Source organism: Pseudoalteromonas sp. APC 3893 (assembly GCF_030408095.1).
In the GTDB taxonomy this organism is placed as follows: domain Bacteria; phylum Pseudomonadota; class Gammaproteobacteria; order Enterobacterales; family Alteromonadaceae; genus Pseudoalteromonas.
On record NZ_JASDCD010000001.1, the window covers coordinates 745,301 to 769,251 of the forward strand.

Annotated in this window: 18 protein-coding genes; 7 read left to right on the forward strand and 11 right to left on the reverse strand. The window is 39.9% G+C overall.

Annotation, left to right across the window (positions count from 1 at the left end; genetic code table 11):
* Positions 1-419 precede the first annotated feature (419 nt).
* From QMA12_RS03400 to QMA12_RS03410, 3 genes are all read left to right on the forward strand, one after another.
* Positions 420-2,834, forward strand: coding sequence for a TonB-dependent receptor (locus QMA12_RS03400; protein WP_087532238.1), 2,415 nt, complete (start codon positions 420-422; stop codon positions 2,832-2,834).
* 169 nt (positions 2,835-3,003) lie between these two features.
* A complete protein-coding gene (locus QMA12_RS03405; RefSeq protein WP_290208500.1) occupies positions 3,004-3,384 on the forward strand; it encodes a hypothetical protein in 381 nt (126 codons plus the stop codon).
* A 10-nt stretch (positions 3,385-3,394) separates the two neighbouring features.
* Positions 3,395-3,943, forward strand: a complete 549-nt coding sequence (locus tag QMA12_RS03410; RefSeq protein WP_290208499.1) for a hypothetical protein — start codon at positions 3,395-3,397, stop codon at positions 3,941-3,943.
* A gap of 121 nt (positions 3,944-4,064) precedes the next feature.
* On the opposite strand, the gene QMA12_RS03415 is transcribed toward QMA12_RS03410, so the two are convergent.
* Genes QMA12_RS03415 through QMA12_RS03430 form a run of 4 tightly spaced genes read right to left on the reverse strand, consistent with a single transcriptional unit; the run spans position 4,065 to position 8,615 of the window.
* Complete coding sequence (locus QMA12_RS03415; protein WP_290208498.1) at positions 4,065-4,919, reverse strand: hypothetical protein; 855 nt, start codon at positions 4,917-4,919, stop codon at positions 4,065-4,067.
* Entirely contained in the window at positions 4,916-6,019 is a 1,104-nt protein-coding gene (locus tag QMA12_RS03420; protein WP_290208497.1) for an ester cyclase, read from the reverse strand. The genes QMA12_RS03415 and QMA12_RS03420 overlap by 4 nt, the downstream gene beginning before the upstream one ends.
* 9 nt (positions 6,020-6,028) lie before the next feature.
* Positions 6,029-6,994, reverse strand: coding sequence for an ester cyclase (locus tag QMA12_RS03425; protein WP_290208496.1), 966 nt, complete (start codon positions 6,992-6,994; stop codon positions 6,029-6,031).
* Positions 6,995-7,004: 10 nt separating this feature from the next.
* Positions 7,005-8,615: a sodium/solute symporter gene (locus QMA12_RS03430; RefSeq protein ID WP_087532233.1), complete on the reverse strand. Its 1,611-nt coding sequence runs from the start codon at positions 8,613-8,615 to the stop codon at positions 7,005-7,007.
* A gap of 238 nt (positions 8,616-8,853) precedes the next feature.
* Here QMA12_RS03430 and QMA12_RS03435 point away from each other — a divergent pair, with 238 nt between their 5' ends.
* A complete protein-coding gene (locus QMA12_RS03435; protein WP_087532232.1) occupies positions 8,854-9,867 on the forward strand; it encodes an ester cyclase in 1,014 nt (337 codons plus the stop codon).
* A gap of 58 nt (positions 9,868-9,925) precedes the next feature.
* Here QMA12_RS03435 and QMA12_RS03440 read toward each other — a convergent pair whose 3' ends face one another.
* Genes QMA12_RS03440 through hisD form a run of 5 tightly spaced genes read right to left on the reverse strand, consistent with a single transcriptional unit; the run spans position 9,926 to position 14,714 of the window.
* Entirely contained in the window at positions 9,926-10,948 is a 1,023-nt protein-coding gene (locus QMA12_RS03440) for an ester cyclase (protein ID WP_290208495.1), read from the reverse strand.
* Positions 10,948-11,715, reverse strand: coding sequence for an aldolase/citrate lyase family protein (locus QMA12_RS03445; protein ID WP_290208494.1), 768 nt, complete (start codon positions 11,713-11,715; stop codon positions 10,948-10,950). The genes QMA12_RS03440 and QMA12_RS03445 overlap by 1 nt, the downstream gene beginning before the upstream one ends.
* Positions 11,712-12,413 (reverse strand): alpha/beta hydrolase, encoded by a 702-nt coding sequence (locus QMA12_RS03450; RefSeq protein WP_087532228.1) that lies wholly within the window; start codon positions 12,411-12,413, stop codon positions 11,712-11,714. Before QMA12_RS03450 ends, QMA12_RS03445 begins: the two co-directional genes overlap by 4 nt.
* 14 nt (positions 12,414-12,427) lie before the next feature.
* On the reverse strand, positions 12,428-13,435 hold the full coding sequence (locus QMA12_RS03455) for a LacI family DNA-binding transcriptional regulator (protein ID WP_290208493.1): 1,008 nt from the start codon (positions 13,433-13,435) through the stop codon (positions 12,428-12,430).
* A 4-nt stretch (positions 13,436-13,439) separates the two neighbouring features.
* Positions 13,440-14,714, reverse strand: a complete 1,275-nt coding sequence (hisD, locus tag QMA12_RS03460; protein WP_290208492.1) for a histidinol dehydrogenase — start codon at positions 14,712-14,714, stop codon at positions 13,440-13,442.
* Positions 14,715-14,843: 129 nt separating this feature from the next.
* On the opposite strand from hisD, the gene QMA12_RS03465 reads away from it, so the two are divergent.
* Together QMA12_RS03465 and QMA12_RS03470 are read left to right on the forward strand one after the other, a co-directional pair.
* On the forward strand, positions 14,844-15,584 hold the full coding sequence (locus QMA12_RS03465; protein WP_087532221.1) for an SDR family oxidoreductase: 741 nt from the start codon (positions 14,844-14,846) through the stop codon (positions 15,582-15,584).
* 18 nt (positions 15,585-15,602) lie between these two features.
* On the forward strand, positions 15,603-16,601 hold the full coding sequence (locus tag QMA12_RS03470) for a cupin domain-containing protein (RefSeq protein ID WP_290208490.1): 999 nt from the start codon (positions 15,603-15,605) through the stop codon (positions 16,599-16,601).
* A 458-nt stretch (positions 16,602-17,059) separates the two neighbouring features.
* On the opposite strand, the gene QMA12_RS03475 is transcribed toward QMA12_RS03470, so the two are convergent.
* Together QMA12_RS03475 and QMA12_RS03480 are read right to left on the reverse strand one after the other, a co-directional pair.
* Positions 17,060-18,985, reverse strand: a complete 1,926-nt coding sequence (locus QMA12_RS03475) for a CRTAC1 family protein (protein ID WP_087532217.1) — start codon at positions 18,983-18,985, stop codon at positions 17,060-17,062.
* 12 nt (positions 18,986-18,997) lie between these two features.
* Positions 18,998-20,986, reverse strand: a complete 1,989-nt coding sequence (locus tag QMA12_RS03480) for a methyl-accepting chemotaxis protein (RefSeq protein WP_290295244.1) — start codon at positions 20,984-20,986, stop codon at positions 18,998-19,000.
* Positions 20,987-21,430: 444 nt separating this feature from the next.
* Here QMA12_RS03480 and QMA12_RS03485 point away from each other — a divergent pair, with 444 nt between their 5' ends.
* Entirely contained in the window at positions 21,431-23,794 is a 2,364-nt protein-coding gene (locus QMA12_RS03485) for an alkaline phosphatase D family protein (RefSeq protein ID WP_290208488.1), read from the forward strand.
* Positions 23,795-23,951 lie beyond the last annotated feature (157 nt).

A 23,951-nucleotide genomic window follows, 5' to 3' on the forward strand; every position in this document is an offset into this window, starting at 1 on the left:
GTGGTATAGGCGAAAAAAGCCCTCTTGATTTTCACTACGCTTTGTTAGATAGGTATACCCTTACTTTTAAGGCTTCCATGCAAATGGAAAGGCTTGTCACCACGTTTGATCTAAAAAGCAGCTCTATATCTTCAGCAGCAGTTTTAAATGCTACTAGGCCGTAAATCGAGTTTTTATTATTCGTAGGTACCGTTATATTTTTATTTCGAAATCAATTTTTAACATGTTGTATCTCATTGTTTTATAACAGCAATGAAATTTTTTGTTAAATCTGTTGCATAAATGTGTTGATATTTTTGACTTCGAAGTCTATTTTGTATTAATGCATTTTCAATTAATACAAACTGTTTACTGTAGTAATTGAAAATGTAGGTTTTGGGGAGAACTTAATATATTTTATAATCGGGAGAATAATTATAATGAAAGCTAAATTTACAACGACTCTCGTTCATTTTGCTGTGACTACCGCTATTGCAGCAACCACAATGAATGCCCACGCAGCACAAGAGCCTGAATCGGCACAAGTGCTAGAACAAGTTAAAGCAGAAGTTAAAGAGCCTGCTATTGAGCGCATAGCGGTAACCGCAAACCGACGATCACAAGATCTGCAGGAAGTATCATCATCAATTACGGCATTAGGGGAAGGCGATATTGCCCGTGCTGGTATTATTGATGTGACGGGTCTTGAGCAGGTTGTACCTGGCTTACGTATGGGGTCATCGGGTGGTGAGGTTCGCCCTGCTATGCGCGGCGCACGTACAAATGAAGTAGGTGTAGCTGGCACCGGTATTGCCGAGCAAATTGTCGGTATATTTCAAGATGGAATTTATGTACCTACTACTTCATCGGGCTTAGGTGCGTTGGTGGATGTACAACGTATAGAAGTATTACGTGGGCCGCAAGGTACGTTATATGGCCGTAATACGTTTGCGGGTAGCATTAATATCATTACGAACCAACCTGTTTTTGATGATTTACTGGGGAGTGTAAAAGTTGAAACAGGGAGTTATAACCGCAGCGCTTATGAAGGTATCATAAATATCCCTGTGAGTGACACGGTGGCAACCCGTTTTGTAGTGGCCTCTGATCGCCACGATGGTTATATCAATAATTTAGTCATTCCAGGGCCTTCGGATGACCTACGTGAAAAAAATCAGTTTTATATGCGTAACGTTACCAAGTGGGAACCAAACGAAAAGTTTAATGCCACAGTACGCTTTGACTATTCACGTAAAGACTCAAACTCAGAAGCTATTTGGGGTTATCAGCAAATAGCGGGCTACCAAATTGAAGAAACCTCGCCGGGTTCGGGTGTATTTAACACCACACCTACAGTAACCGAGGGGCATATTTATCAGCCAAGTGATGCGCAGCACGAAGATCTTGGCCCGTATGATGTTTACCGCAATGGATTTTCACTTGATAAGCAAGAAAGCTTTTCGACCACATTAGCACTTGAGTGGTATACCGACTTTGCTGATATTAAATGGACCACTAATTACTCAACACTTAGTGGTAAGCAATATTACGATAATGACTACAGCGATGGCGGTATTGATTTTGTGGGTGGCTTTGGCCGTGAGGATGACCAAAAAACTTTATCCTCTGAGTTACAGCTTGCCTCTAACGACGATGGTGATTTTTCGTGGATTGGTGGCCTTTACTACTTTGATCAAGAAGCCGACTGGAGCTGGTTATCGCATACAGATACCACAGGCGACGGTATATCTGACTCTGTTGTAGTGCCTTCGTGGGGGAACCCTGATTACGACCCACATACGGCTAAATCAATTGCGGCGTATGGACAATTACGCTACCAAGTAACAGAAGATTTGCGCGTGGTAGGTGGATTGCGTGTAAACCAAGACGACAAAACATTTACTGGCGATACAATACCAGATTGGGATGATTCAGCCCTGCTTTATAAAGCGGCTGCCGAGTACGACATTAATAACGATATTATGGTGTATGCAAGTGTAGCGACAGGCTACAGAACCGGTGGCGCTAACGACTCGCGCGTTGTAGCACGTGGTGCGGATCCACTATATGATAACGAAGATGTTATTTCCTACGAAATGGGAATGAAGAGCTATTTGCTCGATGGCGCAATGCGTGTAAATCTTTCTGTATTTATGAATGAATACGAAGATGTAAAAGCACAGTTATTTGCAACTTCATGTAACGATACAACCACAGGCGATACGGTTTTAGAGTGTGTATCTGCAGGTACAGCCACTACGTTTGAATACTACGAAAATGGTGGTGATGTAGAAACGGTAGGCCTTGAAGCAGATATACAATGGGTACCAATAGATAGCTTAACGCTAACAGGAACTTTATCGCTGCTAGATAGTGAGTTTGCAGATGGCTACGCCGTTGGCAACGAGCAATTACGTCCGTTACTGGCACTGGGTAACCAAGGTGGCCGCCAAGACATTAACGACAATGCTAGTCAGTTTAGTTTTGAAGGCTGGAGCCCAGCTATGGCACCTGAGTATAGTGTTGGTTTATCGGCTCGTTACGAGTTTAGCTTGGGCGGAGATTCGTACTTAGTACCGTACATTCAAATGAATTACCTCGACGATTACTACGCGTTTGATACGAATATTCCAGAGGTGCAAGTAGATGCGCATTTAATGGCTGATGCACGCTTAACGTGGTATATAAACGACAGTGTTCAAGTAGAAGCGTACATTAAAAACATTGGTGATAAAGCTATTTTAACCCGAGGCGTAGTTCACTCACAAATTGTTGATGGCTTACCCGCTAACTCAGTACAAGCTAACTGGAGCAACCCACGTACGTGGGGCGCAAGCTTAAAATATCAGTTTTAGAGTTTCTGAAAATGGCCGCAACGGTCATCACTTCCAGCCAGCTATTTATTAGCTGGCTTTTTTTATTACTCTTCTTTTTAACTGATAATTTGGCTTTAAATTAAATGTTGTGCTTATGTGAATAAAATGTAGCAATCTAAATCTTTGTAATTTAAGGATGAGTTAATAGATGAGTAGATTCTCAAAGATATTATTAAGCTCTTTAGTTTTTATTATTTTAATGTTACCTCTCGGTTTTTATGCAAACAGATTTGGATTCGGTTTATGGTCTACCCATAAGATGTGGTCTGAAATGGGAACGTACTTCTCTGGTGTGTATGCACCGATCTTAAGCGCTATTACAGCTCTTTTTCTCTTTATACAAATTTTAGTAATAAATAAACAAGTTAAAATACAACAAGTTCAAACAGATATTCAGAGGATACAATTAACTACTCAATTTGATGAGAGTAAAAAGGTAATTATTAATAATCAACTACTTTTTGTTAACCTTACGGCTTTTTATGAACAAACAAGGCTTTTGATAAAAAATTTATTAGCAGAGAGATGATTTAGGAGTGTTGGAATACAAAGAAAAACAGAAAGAACTCTTAAAAAAAATAGTTGATACAGGCGAGAAAAACATTAATTGTTGTAGTGAAATTATATCTGATATGAAATTAATTGAAGTTATTTGGGAAGGGGTTGATCTTGATAAGTATCAAGATTTTAGGCAAATAATAGCAAATATTTGGAGCAACCAGATTAATGATCTGAGCGGTATTAAGCTTTTGTTTGAAGCTATGATTAATATCCCAGAACCATTACTCATGATGACGCAAAAAAATGGTGGAATAAAAACAATAAAACCAGAGTGCTTTTTATTACCTGAAGAGTTAATAAATCAGCAAACAAATAAAAATCAAGATGACCGTCCTTACTATAATTGTTATGAAAAATATGGAGAGAATGTTTTTAGTTTATTAGAAAAGCTTAGAGTATCAATAAACAAACAGAGTAAGAGTGAACGGTTTTCTAAACAAATAACGATATATGACAATTATAGCCTCTTAAATATAGAGGATTTTATCGATTGCTTTATTAAAGAACACCTAATTATAAAAAAGTGATGTTAAGTTGTTGTATATGCAGTTATTTTAAGTTGGTATAATTAAGACAATATAAAAAGCAAAGCCCATAAACAAAAAAAGCGCTCAATGAGCGCTTGAAGGGAAGTGATATGTAATTCCTTTAAAGTGCAAATTGTTGGCTTAGCGCCAGCGTATCAAATTGCATTACTTCGAGGGTTATTTGGTTATCGGTAATGCTAATAACGCTAATTATTTGCTGGCGTACACGCACGTTTTTAGTGTTAAAGCTGCCATCGAGGGTCCAACATACGGTGGCTTGGTTTTTAGCGCTGTCATACTCAACAGTTTCTAGCTGGGCATAACGTCTGCTTAGTGATTGTGTAAAGTCTAAATGGCAATCAAGCAATGCACTAATCGGTTGTGGCTCTGTATTACCTGCAAGAATGGCTGTAGCGCTTGGAGTATAAAGGGAATTAAAGTGAGCCAGGTTGTTGGTTTGCCAAATTTGCCACCAGTTATCTAAAGTACGAGCAATGTGAGAGGGTAGCTCGCAGATAGCGCTGGGCGTTGCATGAAAAGTAGTAGGGTGTAGCTGATTATCTAAATCGCTAACAATAATAGGATCGCTTTTTGGTAGTTTAGGAATAACCGAGTTGTTATTTAGCGTTGTATTTACATACTCGTTATTAGCCAGCGACAGCGTATCCACGATGCACTTTATTGTTTTAATAAACGTGCCGTTATGTTTAATTACAAACGTTAAGTGCACCGGGCTTTTAAGCTTTTTAGGCTGTAAAACCAGCTGTAGGGTTTCACGTTCTGCCCCTTTACTGTGTGTCTGCGATACTAGCTCTGAAACACCATACTGAGCTAAAAAGCTAAGCCATAATGGCTGTGCTTGCAAAGCGCCCATGGCCGTAAAATGATGTTGCTGCCAACGGCTACTGCGTAGTAGTTTACCGCTTAGAGTTTCAATGTCGGCTTTAGTGTATAAATCGATAATAGCGTTGATCATGCATTTTCCTCCAACTGTGCTTCGCTAATTAATGCATGTGCTTTAAATAAGTTTGCATAAAGTGCCACTTCATCAAAAACCGTGATCTCTTCGATAATTTTTTTGTTTTTAATGCGTAAATGTGATGCGCCTAAAATAAAATAAGGTTGCTGTTTTAATGCCTTTAACTCATTATTTTGCGGGTTAAAATGCCCCGCAAGTGACCAGCGAATAGCGACATCGGTGGTGGTTTCGTTAAATGGGGTGATCGCTAAATGATCAACCGTGAGCTTAGCGTCAGGACAGTTTGCAAAAAATTGTATAAACACGCCGTTTATTTGTGCAAGGCCAGTAGCCATTCTGCCGCTAGGCCATTGTTGTGTGGCTGTTAAGTTATAAAACTCGTGTACCTTTGCAAACTGTTTTTGATTAAATAAAGTATCTAGCCAATTATGTGCAAAGGCAGCCAACTCCCCTGTTAAAATAGGGGTACTTGCGACGCGATGATCTATCGCGCGAACACGGTTAAATTCTTCTTCAAGCCACAGAGTGTGTTTGTCATTACTGGGTATTTGCGCCATGTACTTGGCTACATTAATAATATTTAGGCCCAGTTGTTTAACTAAAAAGCCGTTGTCGCGTACTAGCCATTCTTTTACTATTTTATTTTCAAAACACACGCAGTCAGCAATTGTGGTTACGCGGCCAGTTATATGAGTTGCAGGGCCAAACTCAGAATTACCCGTATTGGTCATCACGCTGCTAATTAAGTGTGATGAATAATAGTGCTCGTTGGCTTCTTCTGAAAACACCACGTTTTCGCCAATCAGACTTCTATCGGGGAAGGCTGCAATAGTTTTAAGTGTGCCTTGAATGACATCTTCTATGTTTTCACCGTAGGTACCTAGGGTAAATACGGGACATAAGTCGGCGTAATAGCGATAACAGAGGCCAATGTTTTTTTGTTCCCAAATGCGGTGTGTTATACGCAAAATGTAATCAACGATATCGACAAACTCGTCATCAAAGCCTATTAAAAGCTGCTGCTTGTTACCTTGCGGATTTAACACGTTTGCTAATGGTAGCCAGTAAGGTTGGGTCATATTATTGTGTTTATTCATACTTACCTCTTATTTAGCTGCAGCTATTTTGCGTTGCATTTGCTCAAAAATATCAATGCCCATACCATCTAATAAGTGAGGGATATCAATAGCGACCCAGTTTTCTTTTAAAATACCGTTTTCGCAGCGCCAAAAATCCATAACTCGCGGGAACAGCTTATTGCCTGAAGGCGGTAAACCTAACCAGTCTGCGCCGGTGTGAGTTCCGTACATATGTGGCCAGCCACCGGTGGCTACAAAGTTATCGTGACTCACTAAACACAGGGTTTTATTAATGCCGCGATCAGGAAACCCTTTTAAAAATGGCCCTTGGTGATGCTCTCTAAAACCGCTAATACCACGGGTTGTGCCTATGCCTGCAGGACCGTACCAAATAAAATTTGGGTGCCAGTATTTTTCTAAATTAATGCTGTATAAATCTTCGCCATCGTAGCGGCCAAGCTCTGTGAGCATATCAACTACGAGTTGCTCGTTAGTTTGGCTAAGCTCCTCGCTTTTTGCAGTCAATGGGACGCCATCAAGTGTAGTGGGGGGCATTACTAAGCCTGAATAGCCTAAGCTTGGGCGCAGTGGATTTACGCCTACTTGGTTCATTACATCAATGAAGTCTAAAAAAGTATAAACATTAACAATTTGATTGTTTTCTATTTGCGCCATTTCGCTGTATCGAATAAAGACACTTTTACCGCTGGCAGGGATCCCCAATAATGGCTGGGAAAATGTGCCGGTAAAGTAACCGGTGGCACAGATCCATTGCTCGCTTTTATAGTCGCCTTGAATAGAGATAAATGGTTTACGCTCTATATCCGGTAATGCGTTTTTAAGTACTGCAAAGTAGTTATTAATGACATTTTCTTTTGTGCTAATAGGCTCAAAAGGGTGGCTTACCTGCCATTTAACGGAGTCTGCGAGTAATGCTTGATTTGGTAATTCTGCAGCGCTAAAGTTTTCAAAAAGTTGTTCTAAAATATTCATTTATTTCACCTTACACAAAATATTCAAATAACATGAGGGAGACAAAACTCAGTACAAAAAAGCCAAGTAACCAGTAGTTGATTGAGTCGAACTTACCAGGCACTAAGTACCAGCCATTTTCTTTTTCTGGGCGATTTTGTTCTTTAAATGCTTTTAGTTGGCCTTTAATCGTGTATTCGTTGTAATCATTTTGAAAGCCATCAAATGCAATGCTTAATGCAATACTAAATAGCACACAGGTAATGGCGCCTATTGCACAGTACCAAGGCCACGCAATATCGGTATAAAGGGCACATACAGCAACGGTTACAAACGATATCAAAGTACCTATTAGCAATCCTTTTTCGGTGGTGTGTTTAGAGAAAAAACCTAGAGCAAACATTCCCAGTTGAGCACCAACAAAGTAAGAGCCAACTTTGGTGAGTATTTCTAAAATTGAGCCTTCGCTATAAAGGTGGTACATAATTGCAGGCACAATAATGATCACAGCCCACCCTAAGGTAAATAAACGAGTAACGTTTAAGTAATGGACATCATTTTTATCTGGCGCAAAGTACTTTTTATAAAAGTCGATGGTGCTAATGGTCGAAAGCGAATTAAGTGCTGAATCAAGGCTCGACATAGAAGCTGCCATGACTGCTGCGGCTATAATCCCCATTAATCCTGGTAGGCCATAATCGGCTGCAAACTGTAGGATAATTAAATTGTCGTTTTCAAATGTGCGTCCACCGTAATAGCTATAGAACAACACACCCATAACTATAAAAAAGAGGTAGATAAAAAATGCAATGAAGCCCATAAGTAGGTATGACTTTTTGGCATCACCAATATTTTTAGCTGCAAGCGTGCGTTGTACCATCATTTGGTTAGTGCCATACACAGTAATATGGTACAGCGACATGGCTAGCACACCGGACCATACGGTGGTCACTTGTGTAAAGTCGAACGAGAAGTTGAGTGGGTCTAACTTACCTTGTGTTTTTAACTCTGCCAGTGTTGAACTAAATGAACCGTCCATAGAGGTAATTAGCGCATACATAATAATACCAGCGCCAATAAACAAAATGCCCGACTGAATTACATCAGTCCAAATAACCGCGGTTATGCCACCTAGCATGGTGTAAATAAGAGCGATAATAGTGACTAAAAATATTGCTGTAATAACGTTTATATCAACAATAAATGCCAGTACTAAGGATGTGGCATAAAGCACGGCGGCTGAGCCCATTGTTTGCGAAATAAGCCAAATTGTGGAGATTAAAATACGTGCTTTTTTTCCAAATCGCCGTTCTTGGTACTCGTAAATAGACGCGACACCGGCATTATAAAAAAACGGGAAAAACAAACACACCACAGCCACAATAACCAGTGGGTAGTTTAAGTGAATAGCAATAACAGAAAGGCCTTCTTTGTATGACCACGCAGGTGCGCCTAAAAAGGTAAGGGCACTTACATAGGTAGCCACTACCGATATGCCGATGGCCCACCATGGTGTAGTTTTTCTGCCAATATAAAAGTCATTAGCACTACTCACCTTTTTACTTATTACAAATCCAAGTATGAGATTAGCAATAATGTACCCGATGAGAATGCTCCAATTCAATAATCCAAAATCATTCATAATTAATCCTGTTAGATTAGGTTTTACGGGCTTAAGAGCCTATTTGTATTTTTTATTTTGAATCATCATGAATCACTTTGACTTCGAAGTCAATTGTCATTAGTATTATTTTAAACCAATTTATAACTTATTATTCACAGGCTTTTAATTACTCTTTAAATAGAATACATTTTGCTAATGCATATTTATGTGCGGCTTGAGAGTTTAAATTTGACTGCGAAAACAACAAGGAAACATCATGGCAGAAACAATCAATAATAAGCAGCTGGTTCGTCAATTCCATGCTGCATTAGAAAAAACGCAAGGTACTGATTTAAATTTAGTATTTAATAAATACATGGTGGATGATTACCGCTTTAAAGGGGTACACCCGTTTAATGAGCTGAATAATATTAATGCTGTCATTGCACAAGTTTGGCAGCCGTTATTTCGATCGTTTAGTGCACTGCAACGCCGTGAAGATATTTTTATTGCAGGGCAAAGTGAAGCGGATGGCGGCGAGTGGGTTATGAGTATGGGTCACTTTATGGGCTTATTCGATAACGATTGGCTAGGCATTGCCCCTTCTCATAAGCTGGTGACTATTCGCTACGCTGAGTTTAACTGCGTTAAAGATGGGCAAATTGTTGAAACAGGTTTTTTTGTCGATATTATTGGCTTAATGCTGCAAGTTGATTTAAATCCGCTACCGCTCTCTACTGGGCAATACTTTACTTACCCAGGCCCGCGTACTCACGATGGCATACGCTTAGGTAAAAGCAATGATGAGCAAAGTGAAAAAACCATGGCGCTAGTGAATCAGATGATTGATAACCTTACAACGCTTAACAAAAGTGGTATTGATACATGTCCGCCTGAAGTACTTGCAAAAACGTGGGATAAAAACATGGTGTGGTATGGTCCTGCCGGCATAGGTGCTACATATACTATTGAGCGATACCAACAACAACACATGTACCCGTTTAGAGAAGGGTTAACGGGTAAAGTGTTTAATGGCCATATTTGCCGTTTTGCCGAAGATGAATTCGCCTGCTTTTTTGGTTGGCCGAATTTAACTAATACTGCGATTGGGGGGTTTTTAGGCTTACCCGGTGCGAATACCCCAGCTGATATGCGCGTAGTTGATGTTTACCATCGTGAAGGCGATAAACTAGTGGAGAACTGGGTGATTATTGATATCCCTTATTGGCTAAAACAGCAAGGGTTAGATATTTTAAAACGCATGCAAAGTATTGCAAACCCAGGAGCATAGTAGGGTTAATTTATAAAAAAGCTCTGTTATTACAGAGCTTTTTACATTTTAAGGGCCGTTAGGGAGCAAAGTTTAAGTAGCGCGCTTTGCTAAGCTCTTTCATACGTGCGAGTACGTCTACACCTATTTGATGATAAACGTCGAGCATATCTATTAATACCCAGTTTTCGCGGATGAGATTGTTTTCAGTACGCCAAAAATCTAAGCTACGCATAGTAATGTTTTGATTTGCAGGCGCAATACCTAACCATCCATCGTGGCTTATGGTCATGCTCATACCTGGCCATGCGGTAAACCCGACATAGTTTGCATCGGCAAATAAATAACCTTTGCTAGCATCGCCAACACGGTTGGGCAGGGCGTTTAAAAATGGAATTTGGTGCCAGTTTCTAAAGCCTTTTATACCCCGTGCGGTTCCTATCGTACTTGGCCCATACCAGCTACAGTGTGGGTGCCAAAACTGTTCTAGCTTCATAGCTGCTATACCACCTGTTGCATAAAACCCCAGATGCTCACACATATCGCCGACAAGTTTTAAACTTTGTGCTGCTTGCTCTGTATTATATGGGCTTGTGATTAACCCATCTTGAGTGGCTGGGCCTGGTACATGCCACTCTTTTCCTAAGCTAGCAGAGAGCGGCCACACATTGGCTTGCATCATTACTTCAGGAATATCCCAAATAGCTTGTACTTCAACTACTTTGTTATTTTTTATGCGATAAAATTCATGAAAACGCATGCTCACTTGGTGCCCTGTCGGGGGGATATCAAGCCATGGCTTTTCAAATGAGCCGGTATAATAGCCGCAACAACCAACCCATTCAGAGTTGTTAATGGAGCTACCTGCCATAACAATGGTGTCACGGCGCTCAAGACCTATAAATGCGTTGGCAAGGGGGGTGTAGGCTTGCTCTAAAAGTGCGTTTGGGTTTGCGAAGGTTTCAAACGGATAACATAGTTGAATGAGCGCGTCATCGGCAAAGACGCGATTGATTTGTGCCTGTAAGGCTTGCTGATCAAAGTTATACAGTGCCTCTGTAAAACCTTGTATTAGCGCTTTGTTGCTATTATGAATACTCATTATTTTGTCGTGCTCATCTCGGTATCAAATTGGTTACGTAATTGCTTAGCGCCGCTTAATAAAAAGCTATGATCAGAGCCTAATAAATAAAAGCTTACCCCGAGTGATTGCCAATGACTTAGTTCACTCAAGTTACCGACAAACATGCCACAACATTTATTATACTTGGCTGCCGCATTGGCTATTTTTGTTACGGCTTCTAAAACACTCGGTGCACTTGGGTTGGTTTCGCCAAGAGAAATAGTTAAATCCATTCGGCCTATAAAAATGCAATCAATTTCGTCTATTTGGCATAGCTGCTCAATATGCTCCAGTGCATCGGCATCTTCTATTTGAGCAATAATGCAGGTTGATGACTTATTAGCTGCTAAGTTCTCGGTTAAAGCATGGGTGGTATAACCTGCAAAACGGCTAGAGCCAGCATAACCTCGACCATTGTTTCCATAAAAGCAGTGTTTAATAATCGCTTTGGCTTGCGCTGGCGTTTTTATGTGCGGTAGTACAAGACCCTCTGCGCCCATATCTAAACTGCTTAATAATGTGGCGTGATCGGTATTACTAACCCGTATTAGTGTGGGCATGTTTTTAGTGCGTGCTGCCATAATACAGCTGTCTAAATCGCCTTTATCAAAGGGAGCATGCTCGGCATCAAGGCACAGTACATCTAGGTTGGTATGCGCGAGTACCTCAGTATTATGATAATGCGTGCTCTTTATAAATGTGCCAAGCAGTAACTGTTTGGCGTTTAATTTTTGTTTTAAATTCATGATAAAGACTCCAACCAATCTAAAAGTATTACGTTTAATGTGTTGCTTCGCTCAAGAGGGATAAAGTGCCCGCAATTACCTAATAAAATAAGATCGCTATTAGCGCAGGCGTTATGCATGGTTTGCTGAATGTTAGTTGGACATAAAACGTCATGTTCACCACCAATGAACAGCAACTTTTTAGCGGTTTGCGCAATAACGTTTAAGGTATCTTCACGGGTGGCAAGTGCTTGCAGCTGCGCACTAAAAGCGTTAACGCCAAGTTCGTTTGCCATAGTTAAGGCTATTTGAGAGTGTTGCTCATTTGGCTGGTGGAAATAATGTGGTAAAAAGTCGTTTTTTAATACATCTTCAATATTGGTACTGTTTGCTTGTGCTATTTGCTTGAGTCTAATCGCAGAGCGTTCTGGCTTATCCGCTAGGTGGTTGCTAGATATTAAACACAGCGATTGTATCAGTTCAGGGTTTGATTTTAAAAGAGCAAGCGCAACAATACCGCCCATTGAAAAACCAATAAAAGGCGCGGGTTCAAGGGCTATGGTTTTAGTAAGCTCTGCCATTTCCGCAATGCTTGTTTGCTGGGTAAATGGAATAACATGGGGCGTGTAACCCGCATTTTTCAGCGCAACTATTTGCGCTGCAAACATACGCTGGTTACACAATGTACCAGGTAAAATATAAACAGGATTTTTGGCCACAAAAATTCCTTAATTTAACGTGTTTTAATAGAGTTCCCCTCAATTAATGAACCAGTAAAAACTCGCGCTTCTGCCGCCGCTTGAGGGTTTTCAATACGCTCCATGAGTATGTCTACAGCGGCTTTGGTTAGCTGTTTCATAGGTTGTTGTATTGTGGTTATTTGATAGTTGTACCACGATGAAGCGCTTATACCATCAAACCCTACTACCGATATATCGTCGGGGACATTTATATGGAAGTTTTCTTTTAGTTCATCAATTACGCCAATGGCCATTGCATCGTTGCTGCATATTATGGCATCGGGCTTGGGGTGTTTTTTTAACCATTCATTTAGTGCTTCACGTGCTGATTTATACCCATAATCACCATAAATAACTGGGGTGTATTCTACCCCAAGAGTGTGTAAATAATTTTCGGCAATTTCTCTGCGTTCGTTTGCCACGTCAGAATCAGTAGGGCCGGCAATTATTAAATACGATTTATGATTAGCTTGGTGTAATAAGTCTATTAACTGCTTAATGCCTTTGTCATGATTGCAGCAAACCGTGTTTGCATTCGACTCAGGCACATTGCGGTTATAAAGCACAATAGGCGTACTGTGTTTAGCAAATAAATCTAAGCTTTTACTATCAAAATGGGCGGCTAGAGCAATTACGCCATCAACCTGAAATGTCCAAATGTTTTCAAGTAATTCGTCTAGCTCGTCGGCATTATCTAGTGTAAAAAGCAGCACTCGTTTATTATTAAGTGCTAGCTCTTTATTAAGCTCAGAGAGTACCTCAGGGTAATTTAGGTTAGCCTGCGATGATAATATCACCGCAACCATACCAGATTGTTTGGTGATCAACATACGGGCAATGGCATTAGGGCGATAGCCCATTTCATTGGCCGTAGCGATTACCTTGTCACGGGTTTTTTTAGACACACTAAATCCGGGTCTAAATACACGCGATACCGCCGATTGTGAAACACCCGCTTCGCGGGCTACATCGTATGAGGTGACTTTTTTTTGCTTTGACAATGATTTATTTCCTATATCGTCTTACTCGTATGTCTGCTTGTTCTTTGTGACCAGCGAACCCTTCTGCAGCACATAAACGTGAACAATACTCACCAACTACTACTGAGGCTTCTTCAGTTACTTGTTGGAAAGTACATGTTTTTATGAATTTTCCTACCCATAGTCCGCCAGTATAACGCGCTGCTTTACCTGTGGGTAGTGTATGGTTGGTACCAATACATTTATCACCATAGGAGACATTCGTTTGTGGGCCTAGAAATAAGGCGCCAAAGTTTTGCATGTTATCTTTAAAGTAACCAGTGTTGCTAGTCATTACTTGCACGTGTTCAAAAGCCAAGTCGTTTGCTACTTCAATCATTTCTTCATAAGTGTCGCACACAATGACTTCACCATGATCTTGCCATGCTACGCCTGCTATATCGGCAGTAGGTAAAATAGTCAGCTGTCTCTGTACTTCGGCCATTGTATCTTTAGCTAATTGCTCAGAATTAGTCAGTAAAATAGCGGGAGAAGTAGGACCGTGCTCTGCTTGCCCTAGTAAATCGGCAGCACATAGCTCACCATCAACGCTGTCATCCGCAATAACCAGTGTTTCAGTAGGGCCTGCAAATAAGTCAATACCTACACGACCAAATAACTGGCGCTTAGCCTCTGCTACAAAGGCATTACCTGGACCGACAATCATATCTACAGGGGCAATAGTTTGTGTACCAATTGCCATGGCAGCAACGGCTTGCACGCCGCCTAAGCAGTATATTTCATCTGCACCTGCCATATCCATAGCAACCACAATTTCAGGTGATGGTTTACCATTAAAAGGCGGGGCCATTGCGATAACACGTTTAACACCCGCTACTTTGGCGGTAAGCACACTCATATGGGCAGAAGCTAATAATGGGTACTTACCACCAGGTACATAACAACCGACGCTATCCATGGCGATATGTTTATGACCTAGTGTAACACCGGGTAAAGTTTCGACTTCAACATCTTTCATAGAGTCACGCTGAATTTGCGCAAAGTTTCTAACTTGGGTTTGTGCCCATTTAATATCTTCGATTAACTGCTCATCAAGTTGTGCATAACACGCTTTGATTTCTTCAGTTGAAAGTTTGAAAGACTTCGGAGTCCACTTGTCAAATTGTTCTGAATACTCGCGAATTGCTGCATCACCCTCGGATTCAACACGTGCCAAAATATTCTCTACAATATCTCTTACTGATTGATTTTGTTTTTCTTTTGAGTCAGATGGTTGACCCTTTTTTAAGTGCTTTATCATTGCTAATATCCTTTGTGAATCGTTTTTATATACACATTTGGTGAGACGCATTGGTTAAATAATGTCTTGCATCTAACTGCACTCTAATTAATAATGACTTCGAATGCAATATAGAATTTAGGTGAAAGAATGGGATTTGATAAAACTCTGTTACTTGGTAAAACCATTTTAGTTACAGGAGCGGGTAAAGGCATTGGCAAATCATGCGTACAAAAGTGCGTTGCTGCTGGCGCAAACGTGATTGCGGTGGCTAGAACAAAACAAGATTTAGAACAGCTAAAACAATACGCGCCTGCACAAATAGAAATTTGGCCACTTGATATAAATAGCGATGCATTTTTTGCACGATTACGTGAGCTTTCTAAACTTGATGGATTGCTTAACAATGCAGGCATTAATCGTGTTGCTCCCATACTTGAGCAAACAGATCAGAATATTGATGATGTAATTGCGATGAATATTCGTAGTGTTTACAAAATTAGCCAAGCGGCATTGCCAGCCTTAATAGCCTCAGGTGCTGGAACTGTGGTTAATATGTCATCGCAAATGGGCTTTGTGGGCTCGGCCAATCGCAGTTTGTATTGCATGAGCAAGCATGCGGTGGAAGGACTAACAAAAGCGCTTGCTGTTGAATTAGCAACACAAAATGTAAGAGTTAATACAGTAGCTCCAACATTTGTAGAAACCCCAATGACCAAACCTATGTTAGCAGACCCTGCTTTTAATAAATTTGTTTATGAGATGATCCCAATGAAAAAAATCGCTCAAACAGATGATGTTGCTAATGCCTGTGTATTTTTGCTTAGTGAACTGTCGGCAATGATCACGGGTACAAGTATAAAAATTGATGGCGGCTGGACCGCTCAATAATTAATTAAGGAGATAGTAATGAGTTTATTTGCAGAGCGCTTAGTACGATACAATGATTTAATTCCGTGCAAAAATGCTTTTATAGATACACGTTCGCCAGGTAGCGATCAAAAAGAAAATTTTACTATTATTGGTCCAGGCGTTGCCGAGAACCCGAATCAGCATGTCCATATTTCGATCCCTCATGGTTTTAATATTGGTGGTGCACGCCAGCCTGCAGGATGTTTAAATTCACAGCATAGCCACTTAACCGAAGAGATTTTTGTTGTCCACACTGGTACGTGGGCATTTTATACCGGTGTAGAGGGTAAAGATGCCAAAGTAATTTTAAATGCAGGCGATATCATTTCAATCCCACTGGATATTTTTAGAGGCTTTGAAAACGTAGGCGATGATATTGGTTACTTATATGCAGTACTGGGTAGTGATGATCCGGGTCGAGTGTTATGGGCCCCACAAGTATTTGATATGGCAAAAGAGTTTGGCTTAATACTATTAGAAAATGGTAGTTTAGTTGATACCACGCTAAATGAAGAAATTCCAGATGGGGTTAAACCCATGGCGGTGACGAGTAAAGAACAAATAGCGCAACACAGAGTGATTACCAATGAAGAGCTTGCTGAAACAGTTGTTAGAGCAACGAACTTCAATTGGCAACAGCACTCTTACCTGAGCCAGTTTAAAGGTGTTTATGAAGCCCCACTCGTTGGTAATTTAAATGCTGATACGCTCATTCAAACGCAACTAAACTGGCCACATGGGTTTAATATATCCGCTTTAAAACTTCAGCCGAATGCCGAGATAGCGCAACACATTCGTTTTGAAGAAGAGGTTATTTTTGTTCACCAAGGGTGCTTAACAATCGACTTGGGTGAAGAGGTATTAAAGCTCAACGAAGGTGATACATTCTCGGTACCTATTGAACATAGCAGGGCATTTAGTAATCAAACTGATGGTGATTGCATTGTGTATGTAACTCGCCGAAATGACTCACCAATACCACCGAATTTTATTTAATTATATATTCTATGGGCATAATAAGTTCTAGTTTAAATATACTTTAATAAGCCAGCACTAAAGCTAGGGCAAGAGCATGAAAAAAGTCTATGAGTTGTTCAATACCTTTTCAAGGTAGGTTGTACTGCGCATAGCTTTTTTCTGTTTTGCATGTATGCATTTATCAAAGCTAGCCTCTGCTTTTAGCTGATTAAATGCTATGTGTTGTGTCAGCTTCGTAAATACAGGTGGAGCAACTTCACGCTTAATTCGGCAATCGTCTTTTTAAGTGATCTTGCCCTGAATCATTGCCAGTCACGACTCTCTAGTTTTCTATAGGTTAAGATGACAAAGTTAAAGCTTTCGTGCGGTCTTGGTATGTAGAGATCATTGGTTTGATGTAACATGACAATAAAAAACCTGAGACTGAATTAAGTCACAGGTTTTTCTAACTATTATATTTTTATACAGTAAGAAGTTTAAAACTTACCTATTTTAATTAGCTTATCAGCATTAATATCGTTCACTATTTTTTTACTACCATCTCGCCAAGTAACGACGACTGAATTAACCTTATTCGCGTTAGCTAAACCAAAGTGTGCAATATTAAGTTGGCTTTGAGAGTGAGTGGCACTGTGCGAACCCACAATTTGATATTGCTTTGTAGATGCAGATTGAACCTCAATTTTTGCACCGAGTGGGTCTACACCCGATTCAGAATAGCCAACTCGAACAAGCAAGTGGTGTGCATGGCTTAAATCGGTATTATTCTGATATAAATGCCATTTTCCGTTGTCATCATCACCGCTAAGTAAATCGAGTTTACCATCTTGGTTATAATCAAATGCAGCTCCCATATCACCATGAGAGTCTTGCCCTAACTCAGTCGACGCATTATGAGTCAGTTGTGTTTTAAAGGTAAAATCACCGTTATTTAATAGCAGTACATCTTCAATACGCTCCTTTAATTCACCAAAACGATAAACCATAAAATCAACGTATGTATCATTGTTAAAATCCCCAGGTACTACGCCCCAATTGTTTGCGTTGGTAAGAGCTGGTAGTTGATCTGACACATCAACGAGTTTACCGTTATCATTTCGTAATAAAGCATCTGGTATCGCTAAGTTTTGTGGTTTCCAGTCACTTTTATAAGCTGAAATATTTTTAAATGATGCACGCACATCCCAAGCAAGATTATCTGCAAGCATCCACTCAACGCGCCACTGCCCATTACCAATATAACCAATATACCAACCTGTTTTATCAGTCTTTACAGGAAATCCTTGGGCACGTTGTTTTGTGATCTGAATATTATTATCAGGTGTTTCGATCAGCTCTTTGTTTTTACCTAGGTAAACAGGCATATGATCGAGTAATTTTGCACGTGGGAAATGATAAAAATCACTGAGGATGATATCACCTTCAGCAACGAGAGTGATGCCATCGTGGCTCTTATTACCTTCATCACGAATATCGAGACGTTTTTTACGTTCATTAAACGAAATACTATTATTAGCAATGGCATAGTGTAATTTGCCACGAGCAAGGTAATAATCCATATCACCATCGTTATCAATATCGGCTTGTGCCATTGCAAGCGTACCAAAGTAGTCTTTTGAGTTATCGGCTAATACATCTTCAGTTACATTGGTAAAAGTGAAGTCGTTATTGCCTTTGTAAATACTTAACTCACTATGGCCGTTAAAGCCAAGTATATCTAGAATGCCGTCGTTATTATAATCGCTTAATAACACCCGCTCAGCGTGTAAGTTTTCAAATTCTTCAGAAGGGTGGTATATAAATTGTCCATTACCTTGATTTTCAAAAAGTATATTCCGTGGTGTATCTTCGTTTACTTGCTTGGCCGCATTAACTTGCATAAAATCAAGGTCACCATCGTTATCTAAATCGACCCAGCGCACAGAGCGGCCTCGTGCGCCCATTTCTGATAATCCTGACTCGACAGTCACATCCGTGAACTTTCCATTATCATTACGCAACAGTCGTTGAGGCTGTGGCGTTTGACCATTGCCGCCACCTAGCGCAATTAAAATGTCATTGTCACCATCGTTATCGTAATCACCACTGGCCATACCATGTAGGTCAACACGAGGATAAATATCGGGTTGTAACGTGTATGTATTATCACCATTAGCCATAAATAAGCGTATGGGAGTTGAATCATGATTCGTCAATAATAAGTCATAATGACCATCATTATTTAAATCAGAAATAGTCGGGCCCCCATACTTCCAATTTTCATCAGTTTTTAATCCAGTTTCAACAGAAACATCGTCGAACACTATCTTGGAATGAACCTGTGTGCTGGTAGGTTGATTACTGCAAGCTGTGATGGTGAGTGCAATTGAGATAGCACTGAGTTTAAATAGTGTATTGTTCATAGAAAATACTCCTTACAATTTGTTGGTAGAGGGTTTCACCAAAGTGAATTCATTAATATAGCTTTCTAAGTTTTCAACAATGCCAGTTAAGTTATCGACCGTTTGTTGACTACTTTGGGTAGTACTTGCCACAGATTGAGCGTCATTATTGATCAAGGTTATTTGCTTATTAATGGCATTAGATACCGATGTTTGTTCTTCTGTGGCTGTAGCTATTTGCAGCGCCATATCTATTACTTGATCAAGTTGTTCTTTTAATTGTGTAAAAGCCTGTGTGTTATTAATTACATTATCAATTGCTTGATTCGATTTTTCTTGTAACTGCGCCATGCTTTGGGTGGCTGTTGTCGCACCTGTTTGTAGAGTATTTATTTGCCCTTGAATCTGTTTAGTTGATTGTTGTGTACGACTAGCAAGGTTTCTTACTTCGTCGGCAACAACTGCAAATCCTCTGCCTGTTGTTCCTGCGCGAGCAGCTTCAATCGCGGCATTAAGTGCAAGTAAATTCGTTTGCTCTGCAATTCCTTCAATCACATTTAAAATATTACTAATCAGTTGAGCTTGCTCATCTAACTTTGTAACTACCTCAGTGGTTACACTGAGTTCTTCGCTTAGTTGCTGCATCATGGTTTGGCTGATATTGGAGTTCTCTAAATTATTAGTTGAGAGTGTATGAGCTTGTTCTATCGCATGATGAGTTCGATTAGTCATTGACGATACTTCACTGATGGTTGCTGTCATTTGATTAATTGCCACGGAAATACTGTGCGTTGCTAATTGTTGATTATTGCTCAACGACGTACTGTCTTTTATTGCGTGGTGGATAGTGTCTGAGCTGTGTGATATTTGTTGCGACTCTTCAGTTATTTTAGTTAAAGTGCCATGAAAGCTGGATAATAATAAGTTAAATGCGTTAGTGAGCTCAGTTAATTCATCTTGTCCATTTTGGTTAAATCTAAAGGTTAAATTTTTTGTACGTGCCAACTCACACACATTCCCTACGATTTCAGATAATGGTTGGGTAATGCTGCGAATAATAAACCACGAAAATAAAGCCAGAAATACAACTTGCAGCACGAGGGTTAAAACATTGCTGTATAGCTGATTTTTTGCTTGGTCTATTAAATTATTTTTAGTGTCGATCAGCTCTTTAAGTACAATTTCAATAGTACGCTGCTGTATGTCTGACACATTTTTAACAACCTCTGGCCAATGAGTACCTTCTATATTTAGCGGTTTGTTGACTGTTTGATATATATTTGTGCGGGCTTGTAGCGCAACTTCTTCAGATTTTAGGTAGTCCGCATTTTGTTTCATTTGGGTAAACGCAGATTGTGCATCTACAGTGGCGAAATTATAAAATAGGTTGTTATAGGTCTGAATAGCAGTGGCACTTCTGAATATTTCACCGTATATGTATACATCCAACTGTGTGTTGCTTGCCGTATTTATAAAGCTATCGTGAAATGAGCGTTCGACACTACTGGCAACTAAATAATAGTAAGCATTCGACATTTTTCCTAATTGTTGTTCACTACTGGCGATGACTACAATTTCGCTCAACGTCATTAATAATTTGCGGATCAGATCGTTAATCTCATACATTGTGTGAACTTCTCGGCCAAATTGCGCTGTGTATGCTTTACTTAGGTGATTTTTTTCATCAGCTACCTGTCTGACTATTTGCAGATCCCTTAATTGCTTTTTTATTATTTCTACTTGGTTATTCAGGGTCGGAAATTGCTTAATTGTATGCTGGTTCTCAGTAATGAATTGTTTAAACTGATTAGCATTTGTTAGCGCGTTTTGTCGATAAGTGAGCATCTGTTGCTGCGCTTTTTGTGCTCCTGAGACTGCATCAAGATACAATCTTGTGTAAAACCCTTCTTCTAATAAGCTTGAAATTAGTGGATAAGTGACATGAGCGTAATCGAGTATTGCATCAAGTTTACTTATCGCTTGCTGCTGCGCCAAAGAGGATCGTACTTTTTCAACTGACATCAATCCTGTAATTAGCAATGGAATGAGCACTAGCGCTAAAATTCGTGTCTTTATTTTATAGTTAGTTAGAAATGACATAATGAATTTAATTCAATGTTAATTGTTAACAATTTTCTTAGATTATATTTTTTTGTTATTAAATAGCAACCATTAATTAGCGCAATAATAGTCCAAAGCATGAAGCTGGGTGCTAAATGTGATTAGTTAATTGTTTTATCGTGTCACTTCGATAAATGGCAAACTCGTTAAATATAAGGAATTAAAACAATGTCTAACCGTGTGTTAGTGCGCATGAAGTAGGGGCCTATAAAACATGTAACCTCAGGTTTGAATGACGTTTTTATAATTTCTTAACGTTTTTATGAAAACAAATGCTGATATTTTCACCAAAAACATATATTGTTTGTTTACTGTTAACAATATCCAATAAGTGAGATGAAAATTATGAATAAAAATATATCTCGTCGTTCAGTCCTCAAAATGCTAGCCGCAGGAGTTGTTGCTACAGGAGTTTCTGGTTGTAAGAGTCATTTAGGTACTACTGCATCAGTTATAACTAGCGGGACCCAGTCGCACCATGATAATTGGCATAAAACCTACAACAGAGTCTGGCTAGGCAAACAATATTGGGCTAATCCAATGGAGGATTGGCGCGTTGTTAATGGTGCTGCTGAATGTATAACTCGAGGGGGTAATCGCAGTGTTCATTCTTTAACACACCAAATAACGAATATTGCTAAACCTTTTTCCATGTCAGTGGAAGTTGCTCGTTTAGAGCAAAACAGTAATGATGGTGGTGCTGGTATTCGTCTTGGCGCTAAAAGTGAACTCAATGAATACCGTAGTAACTGTTTTGTTCAACAGGGATACGACCTCGGTATTAAAAATAACGATTTAGTGTTAGGTAATAACACAACACCTTTAACGACTACGATTGAAAATCAAGCAGTTACTCTAACGCTGACTGGCACTCCTCAATCAGGTGCTATGGCGTTAGAGCTAACGGCTCGTTTAACATCGTCCGAAAAACTAATCGGCACGGTTACGCATTTGGCACCTGCATCAGAGCTATTAGGTAATGTGGCGCTAGTGAGTAATTTCTCAATACCCTCTGTTACTTATGAAAATGCACCTGAAGACAAATTAGGTGCACGTTATAAATTTAGCCAATGGACCATGCAAGGTGAAGCTTTTTCAGTAAAAGATGAACAGGCGTTTGGTCCGATACTTTGGACCATGTATTCGTTAAGCGATACATTGAGTGATGAAGGCTTTGTGATGAAATTGAGTGCATACACAGGGCCAATAGGTGAGCAGGATAATCAACAATTAGAGCTGCAAGTACAACGTGATAATCAATGGGTTGCTATCGATTCGCAATCCATTGATCATGACGGCTGGTTGGCAACTTTTCGTATTGCCAATTGGGATGAAACACGCGATACGCCTTTTCGGGTTGTATATCGTGAAAAACACACTGACGGTACTCAAACCCCAGATATATATTCAGGAGTTATAAAAGCGAACCCAGCGAGTGAAAAATTACGAATGGCTGCGCTGACATGTCAAAATGATTATGGTTTTCCGTACCAGCCAGTTGCTCAAAATGTCGAAAAACTAAACCCCGATTTGGTGTTCTTTTCTGGTGACCAAATTTATGAAAGTCATGGCGGGTTTGGTGTAATTCGTACTCCAGATAATTTAGCAATTTTAAATTATTTACGAAAATTCTATCAGTTTGGTTGGGCTTTCAAAGAGGTCATGCGTAATCAGCCGACAATTTGTTTGCCCGATGATCATGATGTACTCCAAGGTAATTTGTGGGGTGAGGGTGGTGCAAGGATGGAAAACATTTCGAAAGACCCTACAGCGAGTGTTTTAGGTGGCTACATTGATTCTGCACGCGTGGTTAATATGGTACATAGAACGACTCTAAACCATCACCCAGATCCTCATGATCCAACACCAACCAATGGTATTAGCTCGTACTACGGAACGATGTTATACGGCGGTGTTGGTTTTGCCATACTTGCCGATAGGCAGTGGAAAAGTGCTCCAGAACGTATTGATGTTGCGGTAGGAGAAACAGGACAAGACGAAGATCCGCTTTATTATAATCCAATATTTAACCCCCTTGGCTTAGACCTGTTAGGAAACCCCCAAGAGAACTTTCTTGTGAAGTGGGGTAATGACTGGCGTGGACATAAATTAAAAGCGGTATTAAGCCAAACCGTATTTGCTGCTATTTCTACTCATCAGCCCTTACCTGATCGTTTCTTAAAATATGATTTCGACTCAAGTGGTTGGCCTGCATCTGCACGTAACCGTGCAATTGACGCAATGCGTGATTCTATGGCGTTACATATTTGTGGTGATACCCACTTAGGCTCCTTATCACAATATGGGGTAAATCAGCAAAGAGATAGCAACTGGGCTTTTTGTACGCCAGCTATTTCTGCCGGTTGGCCAAGGTGGTGGAAACCTGACTCTATGAAGATGCCTTATCAAAATCGCCCAGCACATGGGCTTGCTGAAACAGGCGAGTATCATGATACCTTTGGTAATAAAATTTATGTCTATGCGGTAGGTAATCCTGAAGTAGGGAAATCTACTAACCGATATGTAAAGGCACATGAGAAAGGCAGTGGTTTTGGTTTTATTACCTTTGACTCTAAAAAGCTCACCTACACAATGGAAGCATATCGGTTTTTAGTTGATGTAGCTGATAATACGGCAAGTAACCAGTTCCCAGGTTGGCCTGTTACAATTCATCAGCAAGAAAACAAAGGCCTAAATTTATTAAGCTAAAATTAAATTGAAGCGTAAGTATTGTAGGTTTCTATATCTTGCAATAGGTAATATCTGAAGGGTTTTAATAGCGCTTAGGTCTTAATTGTAAAAAAAGTTAATGGTTTATTTAGGGGGCTAAAATATAGAGGATTAATTCAAGGGGTGCTAGTAAAGT

Excerpts from the sequence above, each read along its gene's own strand:
- QMA12_RS03480 (WP_290295244.1), bottom strand. The coding sequence starts at position 20,986 with ATGTCAGTTGAAAAAGTACGATCCTCTTTGGCGCAGCAGCAAGCGATA.
- QMA12_RS03440 (WP_290208495.1), bottom strand. The coding sequence starts at position 10,948 with ATGAGTATTCATAATAGCAACAAAGCGCTAATACAAGGTTTTACAGAG.
- QMA12_RS03485 (WP_290208488.1), top strand. The coding sequence starts at position 21,431 with ATGAATAAAAATATATCTCGTCGTTCAGTCCTCAAAATGCTAGCCGCA.
- QMA12_RS03465 (WP_087532221.1), top strand. The coding sequence starts at position 14,844 with ATGGGATTTGATAAAACTCTGTTACTTGGTAAAACCATTTTAGTTACA.
- QMA12_RS03405 (WP_290208500.1), top strand. The coding sequence starts at position 3,004 with ATGAGTAGATTCTCAAAGATATTATTAAGCTCTTTAGTTTTTATTATT.
- QMA12_RS03415 (WP_290208498.1), bottom strand. The coding sequence starts at position 4,919 with ATGATCAACGCTATTATCGATTTATACACTAAAGCCGACATTGAAACT.
- QMA12_RS03430 (WP_087532233.1), bottom strand. The coding sequence starts at position 8,615 with ATGAATGATTTTGGATTATTGAATTGGAGCATTCTCATCGGGTACATT.
- QMA12_RS03400 (WP_087532238.1), top strand. The coding sequence starts at position 420 with ATGAAAGCTAAATTTACAACGACTCTCGTTCATTTTGCTGTGACTACC.
- QMA12_RS03475 (WP_087532217.1), bottom strand. The coding sequence starts at position 18,985 with ATGAACAATACACTATTTAAACTCAGTGCTATCTCAATTGCACTCACC.
- QMA12_RS03420 (WP_290208497.1), bottom strand. The coding sequence starts at position 6,019 with ATGAATAAACACAATAATATGACCCAACCTTACTGGCTACCATTAGCA.
- QMA12_RS03470 (WP_290208490.1), top strand. The coding sequence starts at position 15,603 with ATGAGTTTATTTGCAGAGCGCTTAGTACGATACAATGATTTAATTCCG.
- hisD (WP_290208492.1), bottom strand. The coding sequence starts at position 14,714 with ATGATAAAGCACTTAAAAAAGGGTCAACCATCTGACTCAAAAGAAAAA.
- QMA12_RS03425 (WP_290208496.1), bottom strand. The coding sequence starts at position 6,994 with ATGAATATTTTAGAACAACTTTTTGAAAACTTTAGCGCTGCAGAATTA.
- QMA12_RS03445 (WP_290208494.1), bottom strand. The coding sequence starts at position 11,715 with ATGAATTTAAAACAAAAATTAAACGCCAAACAGTTACTGCTTGGCACA.
- QMA12_RS03435 (WP_087532232.1), top strand. The coding sequence starts at position 8,854 with ATGGCAGAAACAATCAATAATAAGCAGCTGGTTCGTCAATTCCATGCT.